This window comes from Henriciella mobilis (genome assembly GCF_003576285.1).
Classification (GTDB): Bacteria; Pseudomonadota; Alphaproteobacteria; order Caulobacterales; family Hyphomonadaceae; genus Henriciella; species Henriciella mobilis.
In genome coordinates this window covers 788,027-801,153 of record NZ_QWFX01000013.1, presented here as the reverse complement: position 1 = coordinate 801,153, position 13,127 = coordinate 788,027, and the positions used below count along the sequence as shown (strand labels likewise).

16 protein-coding genes are annotated in these 13,127 nt (G+C 63.5%); 8 read left to right on the top strand and 8 right to left on the bottom strand.

Annotation, left to right across the window (positions count from 1 at the left end; all coding sequences use genetic code 11):
* Positions 1–19: 19 nt before the first annotated feature.
* Positions 20–259, bottom strand: coding sequence for a hypothetical protein (locus tag D1223_RS14365; protein WP_147372841.1), 240 nt, complete (start codon positions 257–259; stop codon positions 20–22).
* A gap of 95 nt (positions 260–354) precedes the next feature.
* On the opposite strand from D1223_RS14365, the gene D1223_RS14360 reads away from it, so the two are divergent.
* The 6 genes from D1223_RS14360 to D1223_RS14335 all read left to right on the top strand — a co-directional run bounded on the left by D1223_RS14360 (position 355) and on the right by D1223_RS14335 (position 5,288).
* Positions 355–714: a DUF1491 family protein gene (locus tag D1223_RS14360; RefSeq protein WP_233353180.1), complete on the top strand. Its 360-nt coding sequence runs from the start codon at positions 355–357 to the stop codon at positions 712–714.
* A gap of 98 nt (positions 715–812) precedes the next feature.
* The gene (locus D1223_RS14355) at positions 813–1,403 is read left to right on the top strand and encodes a thymidine kinase (RefSeq protein ID WP_119377090.1); all 591 of its coding nucleotides are present in this window, start codon (positions 813–815) and stop codon (positions 1,401–1,403) included.
* Positions 1,404–1,543: 140 nt separating this feature from the next.
* Positions 1,544–2,089: a rhodanese-like domain-containing protein gene (locus D1223_RS14350; protein WP_119377089.1), complete on the top strand. Its 546-nt coding sequence runs from the start codon at positions 1,544–1,546 to the stop codon at positions 2,087–2,089.
* Between the two features lie 157 nt (positions 2,090–2,246).
* Positions 2,247–3,062: a ferredoxin--NADP reductase gene (locus D1223_RS14345; RefSeq protein WP_119377088.1), complete on the top strand. Its 816-nt coding sequence runs from the start codon at positions 2,247–2,249 to the stop codon at positions 3,060–3,062.
* A 73-nt stretch (positions 3,063–3,135) separates the two neighbouring features.
* Positions 3,136–4,773 carry a carboxylesterase/lipase family protein gene (locus D1223_RS14340; RefSeq protein WP_119377087.1) on the top strand — a complete coding sequence of 546 codons (1,638 nt, stop codon included), beginning with the start codon at positions 3,136–3,138 and terminating at the stop codon, positions 4,771–4,773.
* 29 nt (positions 4,774–4,802) lie between these two features.
* Complete coding sequence (locus D1223_RS14335) at positions 4,803–5,288, top strand: GNAT family N-acetyltransferase (RefSeq protein ID WP_119377086.1); 486 nt, start codon at positions 4,803–4,805, stop codon at positions 5,286–5,288.
* 4 nt (positions 5,289–5,292) lie between these two features.
* On the opposite strand, the gene D1223_RS14330 is transcribed toward D1223_RS14335, so the two are convergent.
* On the bottom strand, positions 5,293–6,387 hold the full coding sequence (locus D1223_RS14330; RefSeq protein ID WP_119377085.1) for a CaiB/BaiF CoA transferase family protein: 1,095 nt from the start codon (positions 6,385–6,387) through the stop codon (positions 5,293–5,295).
* Positions 6,384–7,472: a chorismate synthase gene (aroC, locus tag D1223_RS14325; protein ID WP_119377084.1), complete on the bottom strand. Its 1,089-nt coding sequence runs from the start codon at positions 7,470–7,472 to the stop codon at positions 6,384–6,386. The genes D1223_RS14330 and aroC overlap by 4 nt, the downstream gene beginning before the upstream one ends.
* 116 nt (positions 7,473–7,588) lie before the next feature.
* Between aroC and D1223_RS14320 the strand changes: the two genes are divergently transcribed.
* Together D1223_RS14320 and pdxH are read left to right on the top strand one after the other, a co-directional pair.
* Positions 7,589–8,344 (top strand): SDR family NAD(P)-dependent oxidoreductase, encoded by a 756-nt coding sequence (locus D1223_RS14320; RefSeq protein WP_158588496.1) that lies wholly within the window; start codon positions 7,589–7,591, stop codon positions 8,342–8,344.
* A gap of 27 nt (positions 8,345–8,371) precedes the next feature.
* A complete protein-coding gene (gene pdxH, locus D1223_RS14315) occupies positions 8,372–9,040 on the top strand; it encodes a pyridoxamine 5'-phosphate oxidase (protein ID WP_119377082.1) in 669 nt (222 codons plus the stop codon).
* A 9-nt stretch (positions 9,041–9,049) separates the two neighbouring features.
* On the opposite strand, the gene D1223_RS14310 is transcribed toward pdxH, so the two are convergent.
* The 5 genes from D1223_RS14310 to D1223_RS14290 form a co-directional block, all read right to left on the bottom strand.
* Positions 9,050–9,922 (bottom strand): fatty acid desaturase, encoded by an 873-nt coding sequence (locus D1223_RS14310; protein ID WP_119377081.1) that lies wholly within the window; start codon positions 9,920–9,922, stop codon positions 9,050–9,052.
* A complete protein-coding gene (locus D1223_RS14305; RefSeq protein ID WP_119377160.1) occupies positions 9,922–10,116 on the bottom strand; it encodes a hypothetical protein in 195 nt (64 codons plus the stop codon). Before D1223_RS14305 ends, D1223_RS14310 begins: the two co-directional genes overlap by 1 nt.
* A 186-nt stretch (positions 10,117–10,302) precedes the next feature.
* Positions 10,303–10,752, bottom strand: coding sequence for a glyoxalase superfamily protein (locus D1223_RS14300; RefSeq protein ID WP_119377080.1), 450 nt, complete (start codon positions 10,750–10,752; stop codon positions 10,303–10,305).
* Between the two features lie 209 nt (positions 10,753–10,961).
* Entirely contained in the window at positions 10,962–11,972 is a 1,011-nt protein-coding gene (locus D1223_RS14295; RefSeq protein WP_233353179.1) for a glycerophosphodiester phosphodiesterase family protein, read from the bottom strand.
* 98 nt (positions 11,973–12,070) lie between these two features.
* Positions 12,071–13,051 carry a glycerophosphodiester phosphodiesterase family protein gene (locus D1223_RS14290; protein WP_233353178.1) on the bottom strand — a complete coding sequence of 327 codons (981 nt, stop codon included), beginning with the start codon at positions 13,049–13,051 and terminating at the stop codon, positions 12,071–12,073.
* Between the last annotated feature and the right edge of the window lie 76 nt (positions 13,052–13,127).

Below are 13,127 nucleotides of genomic sequence, written 5' to 3'. Positions count from 1 at the left end.
GAGGCCGAGAGCCCGCTGCCTAAAGGGAGGTGTTGTTCTCGATGCGCGATTCCCGCGCCATCAGTACGAAGCCGGTCACCATCAGGCAGCCCAGCACCACGAAGGCGACTTCCAGCGGGAAGAGACCGGACATGGCGGTTTCATGGGCGCGGGCGGCGAGGGCTTCGGTACTGGCCGATGGGACACTCGCAGGTTCCTGCGGCGCTGCGCTTGCCGTTGCAGCGGCCATGGAGTTGAGAAGCATAAGGAACGGGGTCATGGTGCGAGCCTCGCCTTTGGTTACCGAGAATTTAATCTGAAACAGGCGGTGCAATCCCCGTGCCGGATGCCCCGCTGAGGGGAAAAATCCCGATCATGATGCATGAAGAACAGCTTCCGACATGGCTCTGGGTGGACGCGCTGATCCGGCGCGCGCAAGTGGCCGGTGCGGCCTGCTTTGTGGTGCAGAAAGGCGACCGGGAGCGGGGCGATGTCCTGATCAAGGTGTCCGACCTGCATGGCGGCGCGCGCGCCTATGTCCCGCGAACCAGCATGGAGAATGAGCGCGTCTTTTCCGATGTCCGCCTGCAGGGTGTTGGCGAGAGCGACAGCGATGTCGAGGACTACATCCGGCGGGCCCGCTCACGCGACAGCGACCTCTGGGTGCTGGAGATCGAGGATCGCGAAGGCCGTCATTTCCTGACAGAACCCGTGGAAAGCCCGGACGGCGAATGACCGATCCGCAGAAACGGGCTTGGCACCGGCGCTTCGTCTTCGCATAGGAAGACCGGTGGCGGGCTGTTGAGGCCCGTCAGGGATAAAGAGGCGCGCTCATGGCAAAGCTCTACTTCATCTACTCGGCCATGAATGCCGGCAAGTCGACCATCCTGCTCCAGTCGGCCTACAACTATCGCGAGCGGGGCATGCAGGTCATGCTGTGGACCTCCGGCCACTATCGCGATGGTGAGACGGACACGGTCGAGATTACCTCGCGGATCGGCCTCAATGCCGAAGCCCGGCTCTACCGTCCGGACATCGACCTCTTCGAGGCTATCGCCGCGCGCAAGAATCAGGGCCCGCTGGATGCGGTTTTCGTGGATGAGGCGCAATTCCTCGAAGCCGAGCAGGTCTGGCAGCTGGCGCGCGCCGCCGACCGGCTGCATGTCCCTGTCATGTGTTATGGGCTACGCACCGATTTCCAGGGCAAGCTGTTTCCCGGCTCGGCGGAGCTTCTCGCCATATCCGACCAGCTGCGCGAAGTGCGTACCATTTGCCATTGCGGGAGCAAGGCGACGATGACGGCGCGCGTGGATGCAGAGGGCAGGGCGATCACGGAGGGCCGGCAAGTCGAGGTCGAGAAATCCCACTATGTGTCGCTGTGCCGCCAGCATTGGGAAGAGGCAACGCACATTCATCCGGAATGATGCTGCAGCGCAAAATGATTCTGCGCTGACAAATTGAGGCCCGCCTGCGCGCAATATTTTCTCGTCATTGCCTCTGCGCGGTCCGCTTTTTGCCCCAATTGCCCCGGACAGTCGCCTCATGGGAAAGAGGAGATTGACCCATGGGTGCCCGCCGTAACACGATACTTGGACTGGCCACGATCGCCGCTTTCGTCGCGACAGGCCTGCTTGCCAATGCCGGTGCACAGGAGCGCGGTGGCGCGCCTGGATCAGCAGAGATCGACTATCCGGGATTCGCCGCGATGACGGATGACGTCATGGCGTATCGCGACACCCGCCTGGTCAGCCTCGATGATTTCAACGCCATGAAGGATGAGCCGGACACGATCATCCTCGACACGCGCAGCGCCATGGCGTTCGAGATGGGCCATATCGATGGCGCGATCCACCTCAACTTCTCGGACTTCACAGACGAGAAGCTGGCCGATGTGATCCCGTCGAAGGACACGCGTATCCTGATCTACTGCAACAACAATTTCGAGGATGATGTCGAGCCGATCGTGCTGAAACGCGCGCCGCTGGCCCTCAACATCCCGACCTTCATCAACCTCTATGGCTACGGCTATGAGAACGTCTACGAACTGGGCGAACTCGTCACCACGACCGATGAGGATGTGAACTGGGTAAGCACGCTGCAGACGCCCTGACCCCCCCTTGCAGCGTCTACCCTGGGAACGGGCGTGAGGTTGAACCTCGCGCCCGTTTCTCGCATTTAGTTCTGCTAATGCGATCATTTGTTGCCTTGCACAATCGTGTGGGCGCCGTCATCTGACGGTCGCGACTTAACTGTTTCGAGATCAGAGCATGACATCTGCCAGCACAGAGACAACGGCGCCGCGCGTCAATCCGAATGCCCCGACAGAGGAAACCGTCCTGTCGGTGCACCACTATACCGACCGGCTGTTCAAGTTCCGCCTGACCCGTCCGGCGAGCTTCCGCTTCCGCTCGGGCGAGTTCATCATGATCGGCCTGCCGCGCGATGACGGAAAACCGATCCTTCGTGCCTATTCCGTCGCCTCGCCCAGCTGGGACGAGGAACTGGAGTTCTACTCGATCAAGGTGCAGGACGGCCCGCTGACCTCGCGCCTGCAGAAGATCCAGCCGGGCGACAAGGTGCTGCTCGGCAAGAAGCCGACCGGCACGCTGGTGCATGACGCGCTGGTGCCAGGCAAGCGGCTCTGGTGTTTCTCGACCGGGACGGGCTTTGCGCCTTTTGCCAGCATTGTGCGCGATCCGGAGACCTATGAGAAATTCGAGGAAGTGATCGTCACCCATACCTGCCGGGATGTGGCGGAACTCGCCTATTCGCGCGAGGTGGTGGACGAGACGCTCAATCACGAATTCCTTGGCGAACTGGCTCAGGGCAAGCTGCGCCGCTATGCGACCTGCACGCGTGAGGCGTACGAGTTTTCCGGCCGGCCGACGGACCTCATCCGTTCGGGCAAGCTGTTCGAGGATCTCGGCGTGCCGCCGCTCGACCCGGCTGTCGACCGGGCGATGATCTGCGGCTCGATGCCGATGACGCTCGAACTGAAGCAGCTGATGCTGGAGGCCGGCCTGACGGAAGGGTCCAATGCAGCGCCTGCTGAATTCGTAATCGAAAAGGCATTTGTCGGCTAGCCACCGCAGAATATGCTTGGCCGCACGCCGAAGGCGCTTCTAGGGTCCCCTCCTGTCTTGAACGGGGGAGCTCATGAGCCGCAAATGCCGGATTGCCGCACTGGTTGCGATGTTTGGGATGGCGCTTGCCGCCTGCTCGCCTGCGCCGGATGCCGGTGCGGCTGCGAATGACACCATCATTGAAGCCGATACCGGCGCCGTAGTGGTGCGACCGATTGCCGGGACGCAATACGGTGACGTCATGGGAACGGTCGAGGACGGCATTTCCGTCTTCCTCGGCATCCCCTATGGCGGAGACACGGCAGACCGCCGTTTCCTCCCGGCCGAACCGCCCGCAAGCTGGGATGGCGTGCGCGAGACGACGGACTGGCCTCATTCCTCCCCGCAGACGGTGATGGACGGAGAATTGTTTGCCAGCTGGGACCATGATCCGCCGCTGCCCGAGAGCGAGGACATGCTGGGTCTGAATGTCTGGACGCCCGGCACCGACGACGCAAAGCGCCCGGTCATGGTGTGGCTGCATGGCGGCGGTTTCACCAATGGCTCAGGCTCTTCGAAAGTCTATCAGGGCACCCGCCTTGCGAAACGCGGGGATGTCGTTGTCGTGACGATAAATCACCGCCTCAACATGCTGGGCTATCTCTATCTCGGCGGCTTGCCGGGCGGTGACGCCTATCCCGATAGCGGCAATGTCGGTACGCTCGACATGGTCATGGCGCTCGAATGGGTGCGCGACAATATCGCAAGTTTTGGCGGCGACCCCGACAATGTCACCATCTTTGGGGAGTCCGGCGGGGGCATGAAAGTCTCCGCACTGCTCGCCATGCCCATGGCCGAGGGGCTGTTCGACAAGGCGATCGTGCAGAGCGGTTCGATGATTAGCGGCCTCACCCCCGATGCGGCGGCGCAGAACACGAATGACTTCCTCGCCGCCATCGGTATTGATGACGCCGATCCGATCGCCGCGTTGAAGGCGCTGCCAGCCAGTGAGATCAGGGCCGCCGTTGGCAAGTGGAGCCCGGCCGGAGGGCTGGGGTTCATGCCGGTCGTCGATGGCCGCTCGCTGCCGCGTGATCCGTTCAGCCCGGACGCGCCGGAGACAGCCAGGGATATCCCGATGCTGATCGGCACGGTGGATGATGAAGCCTCGATCTTCGTGATGTATGACCGCGAGGCCATTGATGCGATGAGCTATGAGGATGTCGTCGCCCGCATGGCCGCGACGATGCCGCAGGACGGGGCGCAGGCGCTGGTCGATGGCTATCGCGCGCTCTATCCCGATCAGTCGCCCAAGGAGATCTACATCACCATCTTCTCCGACCAGTTGTTCACGGCCAATGCCGTGGAGCAGGCCGAGCGCAAGGCCGCGCAGGGCGGTGCACCAGCCTATGTCTACCTGTTCGACTGGGACACGCCGAAAATGGATGGCTGGCCGGGTGCGATGCATGCGCTGGAAGTCGGGTTCGCTTTCGACCAGCTCGCCAATTCCAGCTCGATGGTCGGTGATGTCGAAGCGGCCCAGCCGCTCGCCGACACGATGGCCGATGCCTGGATCAGCTTCGCCCGCGATGGCGATCCGAACACCGGCAGCCTGCCGGACTGGCCGGCCTTTGACGACGAGGCGCGCGCCTTCATGCGGTTCACGCTCGAGCCCGCGGTGGAAACCGGCTATTTCGAGGGCGAGAAAGCGGTCCTGTCAGCGCTTGACTGAGCGGGCGGGGCGCGGCTTAAGACGGCTTCATGAGTGGTGCATCCTCAAGCGTTCGTGTGCGCGATTTCCAGCCGGATGACGGCCCGGCCTTCAAGGCATTGAACCTGGCCTGGATTGAGCAACTCTTTGAAATCGAGCCATCGGACCTTGCCCAGCTTGAGAATCCTCAGGGACAGATTATCGACCGGGGCGGACGTGTCCTGATTGCCGATCTGGACGGCGTTCCGGTCGGCACGGCCGGGCTCCTCGTCGGGCATGAGCCGGCTACGCTCGAGCTTGTGAAGATGAGCGCCCGCGAAGACCTTCGCGGTCTGGGAATCGGAAAAGCCCTGATCGCTGGCTGCATTCAAGCGGCGCGTGAGATGGGGGCTGCGAGGATCTGGCTCGAATCCAACCGCAAGCTGGATGCGGCGCTCGGCCTTTACCGGGCTTCGGGCTTTCGCGAACTGACCTGCGATGAGATGGCGTCCAGCCCGTATAGCCGTTGCGACATCCAGATGGTGCTGACGCTATAAGCCGCTAGCTGTCGATGCCCCAGCGTATCAGGGCCTCTTGTCCGCCCTCGCCGGGGGCTGCGGCCTTGCCCTGCAACGCACCAGGCGTACGCGAGAAACGCGGCGCGGGCGCGGGCTGGAAGAAGCCGTCAGCCTCGACATAAACCCCGCGCGAAGCATTGTGTGCATCGCCGGTCGCCTCTTCGAGCGTCAGGACCGCATTGATGCAGGCATCGAGCGGCTCCAGCAGGGCGAGCCAGTCGGCCAGTGGGCGGGTCCGGAATTTATCCTCAAGCTCAGCCGACATGGCGGGCCAGTGCGCCGGGTCACGCTGCTCGCGGTCGGCATAATGCTGCATGTCCATCGCCTCGATGAAGCGGGCATAGAATTGCGGCTCCAGCGAACCGATCGCGATATGGCGGCCATCGGCGCATTCATAGGTCCGGTAGAAGGGCGCAGCGCCCGACAGGACATTGTTTTCATAGCCGCGTTTCAGCGAGCCGGACTGGTAGGCGCCGGCCACCATGCCCATCAGCGAGGCCGTCCCCTCGACAATGGCGGCATCGACGACCTGCCCCTTGCCGGAGGTGTTGCGCTCATGCAGCGCCGCGGCGATCCCGAAAGCAAGATAGAGCGCGCCGCCGCCGAAATCACCGAGCAGGTTGAGCGGGGCACGCGGTTCCTCGCCGGGCTTTGCAATGGCATCGAGCGCCCCGGCCTGGGCGAGATAGTTGATGTCATGCCCGGCCGTTTTCGCCATCGGGCCGTCCTGGCCATAGCCTGTCATGCGGGCATAGATGAGGCGCGGATTGGCAGCCATCAGGTCGTCGGGGCCGAGGCCGAGCCGTTCCATGACGCCGGGACGATTGCCCTCGATCACGACATCGGCTGCCGCGGCCATGCGTTTGGCGAGGGCGACGTCGGCCTCGGCCTTCAGGTCGAGCGTGATGGAGGGCCGTCCGCGTTGCAGGACCGGGTTCGGGCCGGTGCCGCCCACGCCGCTCGGCCGGTCGATGCGGATGATGTCAGCGCCCATGTCAGACAGCAGCATGGTGCAGAACGGCCCGGGGCCGATGCTGGCGAACTCGACGACACGGACGCCGGAAAGTGGTCCGCTCATCCGACCTGGCCCCGGTGCCTGAGCTTCGCATCGGCGAGGACGCAGGCCAGCATCGCTTCGGCGACCGGCACGCCGCGGATGCCGACGCAGGGGTCATGGCGCCCCTTGGTGCGCACATCGACCTCTTCGCCGGTGCGCGTGACCGACTGGGTCGCCGTCAGGATCGAGGAGGTCGGCTTGATGGCGATGCGGACGACCACATCCTGGCCAGTTGAGATGCCGCCGGCCACGCCGCCATTATTGTTCGACAGGAAGCGAACGCCTTCATTGCCCATACGCATCTCGTCGGCATTCTGCTCACCGGAGAAGGCAGCCGCCGCGAAGCCGGCACCGATCTCGACGCCCTTGGCGGCATTGATGCTCATCATCGCGCCGGCGAGTTCGGCGTCGAGCTTGCCATAGACCGGTGCGCCCCATCCGGCCGGGACGCCAGAGGCCTGGACCTCGATCACGGCGCCTGCGCTGGAGCCGGCCTTGCGGGTCTCGTCGAGAAAGTCTTCCCACCTGGCCGCCGCCGTAGCGTCCGGGCACCAGAACGGGTTCTTCGCTGTTTCGTCCCAGTCCCACGCCTCGCGGTCGATGGCATGCGGGCCGATCTGCACGACGGCGCCGCGGATCAGGATATCGTCGCCAAGCACGCGCCGCGCGACGGCGCCAGCGGCGACACGCGCGGCGGTTTCCCGCGCCGAGCTGCGCCCGCCGCCGCGATAGTCGCGTACGCCGTATTTCTGGTCATAGGCATAATCGGCATGGCCGGGGCGGTAGCGGTCGCGGATTTCCGAATAATCCTTCGAGCGCTGGTCGACATTCTCGATCATCATCGAGATCGGCGTGCCGGTCGTGACCTGGCCATCCGTGCGGTCATCCTCGAAGACGCCGGACAGGATCTTCACCTGGTCGGGTTCCTTGCGCTGGGTGACGAACCGGCTGGTACCCGGCTTGCGCTTGTCGAGGAAGGCCTGGACGTAGGCCTCGTCGAGCTTCAGGCCGGGCGGGCAGCCATCGACGACACAGCCAAGGGCGCGCCCATGGCTCTCGCCCCAGGTGGTGACACGGAAAAGATGGCCGAACGTGTTATGCGACATGGCCCGCCTTCAAGCGCAATTTTCCGGGTTTGAACAGTCCCCTGATGACCGCCAGGCGTTTGCCTCGCGCTGCAAACACAATACTGTCGGCCCCAATCATAAGCGGAGGATTGACATTGACCTACGACTTTTCCGGCAAGAATGCCGTCGTGACCGGTGCGAGCCGGGGTATCGGCGAGGCAATTGCACGAACGCTGGCCGAGGGCGGTGCGCGTGTCGCCCTGGTGGCGCGCAATACCGAGGCGCTGGAGAAACTGGCCAAGCAGCTGCCGAACGATCCGGTCGTGCTGCATGCCGACCTGTCTTCACCGGAAGGCTGGAAGCCGCTGGCCGAGGCGATCCTCGAACAGCTCGGCCCGGTCGACATTCTCGTCAACAATGCCGGTGTCGCGGTTCAGGAGCCGGCCGGCAAGGTGACCGAGGAAGGGCTGGACACGACGCTGACCGTCAATGTCCGCAACCTGATCCTGCTGACCGATGCGCTGAGCGACAGCCTGAAGTCGCGCAAGGGCAATATCGTCAGCATCTCTTCGGTGTCGGCCTTCTCCGGCAGTATCGGCCAGATCGCCTATTCGGCCTCGAAGGGGGCTGTGAACTCGATGACGCGGAACCTGTCGCTGGACCTTGGCCGCTCGGGCGTTCGGGTGAACGCGGTCGCGCCGGGCGTCATCGATGATGGCATGTGGAAGACGGCCTTCGATGCCGGGCTCGACCGCGAGAAGACAATGGAACGGATCGGCAAGGTCGTGGCGCTGGAAGGGCGCTGGGGCAGTGCGCAGAATGTCGCGGATGCCGTCGCCTTCCTTGCCTCAGACAAGGCAGACTATATTACCGGCCAGGTGCTGCGTGTGGATGGGGGCATCATGGCATGATCGGTTCGCCAGTCAGAGGTCAGGCAAATGAGCGATTCAGAAACGAGTGACATCATCCCACCAAGCCCCAGTGCTGAAGAGTACAAGGACAGTGCCGGAAAGCCGCTGATCCCGGAAACCGATGATCCGCTACCGCTCTTCCGGGACTGGATGGCGGCGGCGCGCGAGGCCGAGCCGAACGATTCCAATGCCATGTCGCTGGCAACGGTCGATGCGCATGGGCGCCCGGATGTCCGGATCGTCCTGTTGAAGGACGTCTCCGAGAAGGGGTTCGCCTTCTATACGAACTTTGGCAGTGCCAAGGGCGACCAGCTGAAAGCCAACCCGGTCGCCGCGCTCGGTTTTCACTGGAAGTCGCTGCGCCGCCAGGTCCGCATTCGCGGCCATATCGAGCCAGTTTCTGCCGAGGAGGCCGACATCTATTTCGCCTCGCGGGCCCGTGAAAGCCGGATCAGCGCGATCGCCTCAGACCAGTCGCGCCCGCTGCCATCGCGCGCCGTGTTCGATGATCGCATCGCCGCGCTACAGGCGCAGTATGAGGGCCGGGACGATATTCCGCGCCCGCCCAACTGGGGCGGCTTCAGGCTTGTGCCCGATGAGATCGAGTTCTGGCAGGACCAGGCTTTCCGCATGCATGACCGGCTGAAATTCGCCCGCAAGGAGGGTATCTGGACGCACGAGCGCCTCTATCCCTGAGCGGGCCCCCTAGAGCGCGTGGACGTCGACGCCGCGCGCTTCCAGGACCGGGCGCATCTCCCAGTAGGCCTTCGGTGTGCGGTAAAGCGGGATGCGCGGGTGCAGGTGGTGCACGATGTGATACTGCATGCCGAGCGAGCCGATATTGCCGAGCATGGAGCGGAACACGCGTGTCCGGCCATAGCGGCTCTTGTCATCGCCCGGATGGTGGGGCGCCCAGCTCAGGAAGAACTGAAGATAGGTGTAGCCCAGATGGTGCGGTAGCCACCACAGGCAGGCCGCCTCGATCGCATGGCCAGACCAGGCCAGCGCAATCAGTGCCGTAAACCAGCCGACCCGGTAGAGAGCACCTTGCAGCAACACGTCGCGCCGATTGATTGCCAGCAGCGTGCGTCCATAGGCATTGAACGCCCCTTTGCCGCGTGGCTGACGGTTCTGGATCGAGCGCCATATGGCATGCCACGGACCATTGGCATGGGCCGAATAGTCGGGATCGCGGACGGGGTCGTTGGTATGCTTGTGATGCTGCTGGTGCGTCAGCTTGGCGACGCGGTAGGGCAGGGCCAGCGGGAGGGTCGACAGGTGGCCGACCAGTTCATTCAGCCAGTGCAGTTTCGAGCCGGGCCGGGCGATGATGTCGTGCTGGGCTTCGTGCGAGGGCAGGTAGCTGGCGGTTGCATTGACCGTGGCGATGATCAGGCCCAGCCAGACCGGCATGATGCCCATGAAGACGAGCGGCCAGAGTGACAGCCAGATCGCAAGATTGGTAAATGCCCAGATGACGGCCAGCCACGGAAAATGATCGAGATGGCGCCGGGCGATGTCGGTCTCCAGCTTGTGGAGGTCACGGTCGCTAAGCTGGCTTAGGTCACGATTGCTCATCAGATCCAGCGTCCCCTTATCTGGGCGGGGATGCCGAGGGCAGCCGCGACGATGAACCCGCAGCCAAGCGGGCTTAGCCCGAATGGCGGCGTCCAGCCGCTTGCGGCGATGACCTGTGCCGTCAAAGGCGCAAGAAAACCGGCCGCAAACAATAGCGGACCAAAATAGAAAAGGAGCTTAAGTCCCCTGGCCACCCAACATTCCCCATCCACGAGCCTTGAAGGCCCGGTCTTCGGCTGCCATGCGGCAACCGCTTGTCTTGTATGGGGCGTGTGTAGCCAGAAGACCTAAACAGCAGGTTTCCATTTCGAAAAATTCCGCGAGAAAATCCGCGGGCCGGTTAACGTTAATGCGCCTTAAGCTAAGACCTTCCTGCCGATCTAGACGAGAAAGGTTTCCTCTCGCTGGACGATCAGGTGCGGGATGCCGTCGCTGGTCTTGTCCCAGGACACGCCATCCTCGGAAACCATTGCACTGACGCGCTGTCTCAGCCCGGAAAAGCTTTCGAACTCAACGACATCGACAGGCTCGTCGAAGTGTAGCGTGACTTCGAAACCGAGCCCGCCGGCCAATTCCCGCACAGCATGGACACGGCCATTGAAAGGCTGCTTCAGGTAACGTCCTGTAACCCGTTCGCCAACCTGAAGTGGAATTTCAGGCTGGTTGGACAGCCGCGCGGAGGCGGTGTTCCAGTCGCGATAGCCGAGTTCATGGGCGACCGCTTCGAGCGCGCGGGCATGGCTCAGGCTCTTGCCTTGTTGTCGGGCCTCTGCCCGCAATTCCATGGCGCGGGCCTTGGCCTGGCGCCTTGTGGTGATGGTATTCGTCATGGTCTGGCCTTTCGAAGCCGGTGACCGGTCAGGACATGCGGGCGTTCGCCTTGCCGCGAGACCGGTCCGACAGAAAGGACAGGTTCGTCAGGTCGGGGTTTCAGGCCCCGGAGATCTTCACCATCGAAGCAATCGGCTCCGGCGAACGGCAGGCGTCTCTCACCTGGCGGCGGCAAATACGCCGGTCCGCGCCAATGGTCAAGATGCCTCTATTGTCCAGGCTCACCAAGGCAGCGCGTACGTGCGGCGTCTACTGCCCGGCGAATGATGCCGCCCGCCTTGGAAAGGCGATAAGGTGCGTCGGTTGCCAGCAGGACGAGGCCATCCTCGACGAAGGCTTCGTACTCCGACGGATCGCCATCGGCCCAGTACTGGTCGTCGAGGCGTTCCCCGGCGCGCCCGAGTGTGCCGAATGCGCTTTCGATCCCCTTGGAGGCAAGCCCGCGCCATTTGCCGGGGCTTGGCCGTTCGGTCCCGGTCCAGGCAATGAGGCGGTCGGCATCCAGTCCTCGCGCCAGCATGTCCGCCTCATGGGCGCGCCCGCCAATCCCGGCGGTCATCATCATCTCCGGCGCAATGTTGGAGACGTGCAGCGCTTCGACGTCATTATAGGTGATCAGGATGACATTGTTTTCCGCCCCGGCGCCCTGGACGGCCTGCACGATGTTGCGAAAGCTGGTGGTTTCCTTCCGGTCGAGCTCGAGGATCGCGCCTGTCCGCATCGCCCATAGGAGAGCCTCATGCAGGGTCGGGACGGCGTAGGGCGTGACCAGGCCGTCATTGTCGACCGTGTCGAGCTTGCCGATCTCATCCCAGTCGCTGTCCGACACGGGCCCCGAACCAGTCGTCGTGCGTCCAAGCGTGCGGTCGTGCATGAGGATGAGCGTGCCATCGCGCGTCTGGGCAACATCCACCTCGAACACTCGAATGCCATGGTCGAAACCGTTCTGGAGGGTTTCGAGCGTGTTCTCCGGGAAGCCCTTCGTTGGCCCGCCGCGATGGGCCGCGATCAGTAGCCCGCCTTCCTCGCGCACACAGTCGAAGACGGCCGGCAGGTCGAACGGGGCCCGGACATTCTCGCCAGCCTCCTGCATTTGCCCGGCGAGTGCTGTGCGCGGATTTTCCGAGGACCCGGCCTTCGATCCATCGCAGGCAGCGAGCAGCCCGAAAGTGAGCAAGGCCAGACCGGCAAATGCGCCGGGACATCTCTTTGAGAACATGGGCCTTCCTTCCATGGCTGGCGGCAGTCCATACCGGGTCATAAAAGCAAGGCGGCCATTCCGGAAGCCTGCACGTCACGGCAGTCCGCTGGGCGTTCCTAGTCCCGGAAACCGTACATGCATTCCTTGCGCGAAATGTCCTGAGCGGTGCCGATCCATCCATCGGCGCGCGCCAGCCTGTAGGGCACATCGGTCGCCAGCAAGGTCAGGCCGTCGCGTGCAAGCTGGCTGTATTCGGAAGGGTCGCCATCGGCCCAGTACTGGTCGTCGAGGCGTTCGCCCTCTGCGCCGAGTGTGCCGAAAGCGCTTTCGATATCGGCTTCGGCAAGCGCCGCCCAGACGGCCGGGTCCGGCGAGCTTGTTCCCGTCCAGGCGATCAGCGTCTGCGGATTGAGAGTGCCCTCGAGCAGGCCCGAATCCTGCGCCGCGTCACCGGGATCTGCCGTCATCATCAGGTCGGGCGCGAGCCGGGCGACCTCCCGGGCCTCGGCATCGTCATAAGTGATCAGGACCGCATTGGCTTCGGCGCCGGCCTCGCGGACCGCCGCGATAATGCCTGCGAAACTTGTCGTGTCCTTGCGGTCGAGTTCGAGGATCGCCCCATTGCGCACGGCCCAGTCCAGCGCTGCGGTCAGCCGCGGCGGATGGAAGTTCGTCACCGTGCCTTCGTTGTCGACCAGGTCGAGCGTGGAGATATCCGCCCAGTCAGTGTCGGCGACTGCGCCGCTGCCGCTTGTCGTGCGGTCCAGCGTATCGTCATGCATCAGGAAAAGCACGCCGTCGCTGGTTTCAGCCACGTCGACTTCCGTGATGAAAGCAGCATTGGAAAGCACATGGTCCAGTGTCTCGATCGCATTCTCGGGATAGCCGGGCGCCGGGCCGCCGCGATGGGCCGCCAGCAGGATACCGCCTTCCTCGCGCACGCAATCGAACAGCCCGGCCAGCGGCGTCACGTCCGCCGGGCCCTGAGCTGCCGCCATGTCGGCGCCGACCGCCTGCGAGCCGGTCACCTGCTGGCAGCCAGACAGCGTCAAAGAGCCCATAGCGATTGATATTGCGAGGGTTTTTGCGTGTTTCATGTCGCAAGACACCTTTCAATTGCTTGCCGCGTACCCTAACGGGACATACAACCAATTTAAACGGTGCGATTAGCAC

What these genes read in the sequence shown, in the direction of transcription:
- D1223_RS14365 (WP_147372841.1), bottom strand. Translation starts at nt 259, where the DNA reads ATGACCCCGTTCCTTATGCTTCTCAACTCCATGGCCGCTGCAACGGCA.
- D1223_RS14360 (WP_233353180.1), top strand. Translation starts at nt 355, where the DNA reads ATGATGCATGAAGAACAGCTTCCGACATGGCTCTGGGTGGACGCGCTG.
- D1223_RS14355 (WP_119377090.1), top strand. Translation starts at nt 813, where the DNA reads ATGGCAAAGCTCTACTTCATCTACTCGGCCATGAATGCCGGCAAGTCG.
- D1223_RS14350 (WP_119377089.1), top strand. Translation starts at nt 1,544, where the DNA reads ATGGGTGCCCGCCGTAACACGATACTTGGACTGGCCACGATCGCCGCT.
- D1223_RS14345 (WP_119377088.1), top strand. Translation starts at nt 2,247, where the DNA reads ATGACATCTGCCAGCACAGAGACAACGGCGCCGCGCGTCAATCCGAAT.
- D1223_RS14340 (WP_119377087.1), top strand. Translation starts at nt 3,136, where the DNA reads ATGAGCCGCAAATGCCGGATTGCCGCACTGGTTGCGATGTTTGGGATG.
- D1223_RS14335 (WP_119377086.1), top strand. Translation starts at nt 4,803, where the DNA reads ATGAGTGGTGCATCCTCAAGCGTTCGTGTGCGCGATTTCCAGCCGGAT.
- D1223_RS14330 (WP_119377085.1), bottom strand. Translation starts at nt 6,387, where the DNA reads ATGAGCGGACCACTTTCCGGCGTCCGTGTCGTCGAGTTCGCCAGCATC.
- aroC (WP_119377084.1), bottom strand. Translation starts at nt 7,472, where the DNA reads ATGTCGCATAACACGTTCGGCCATCTTTTCCGTGTCACCACCTGGGGC.
- pdxH (WP_119377082.1), top strand. Translation starts at nt 8,372, where the DNA reads ATGAGCGATTCAGAAACGAGTGACATCATCCCACCAAGCCCCAGTGCT.
- D1223_RS14310 (WP_119377081.1), bottom strand. Translation starts at nt 9,922, where the DNA reads ATGAGCAATCGTGACCTAAGCCAGCTTAGCGACCGTGACCTCCACAAG.
- D1223_RS14300 (WP_119377080.1), bottom strand. Translation starts at nt 10,752, where the DNA reads ATGACGAATACCATCACCACAAGGCGCCAGGCCAAGGCCCGCGCCATG.
- D1223_RS14295 (WP_233353179.1), bottom strand. Translation starts at nt 11,972, where the DNA reads ATGTTCTCAAAGAGATGTCCCGGCGCATTTGCCGGTCTGGCCTTGCTC.
- D1223_RS14290 (WP_233353178.1), bottom strand. Translation starts at nt 13,051, where the DNA reads ATGAAACACGCAAAAACCCTCGCAATATCAATCGCTATGGGCTCTTTG.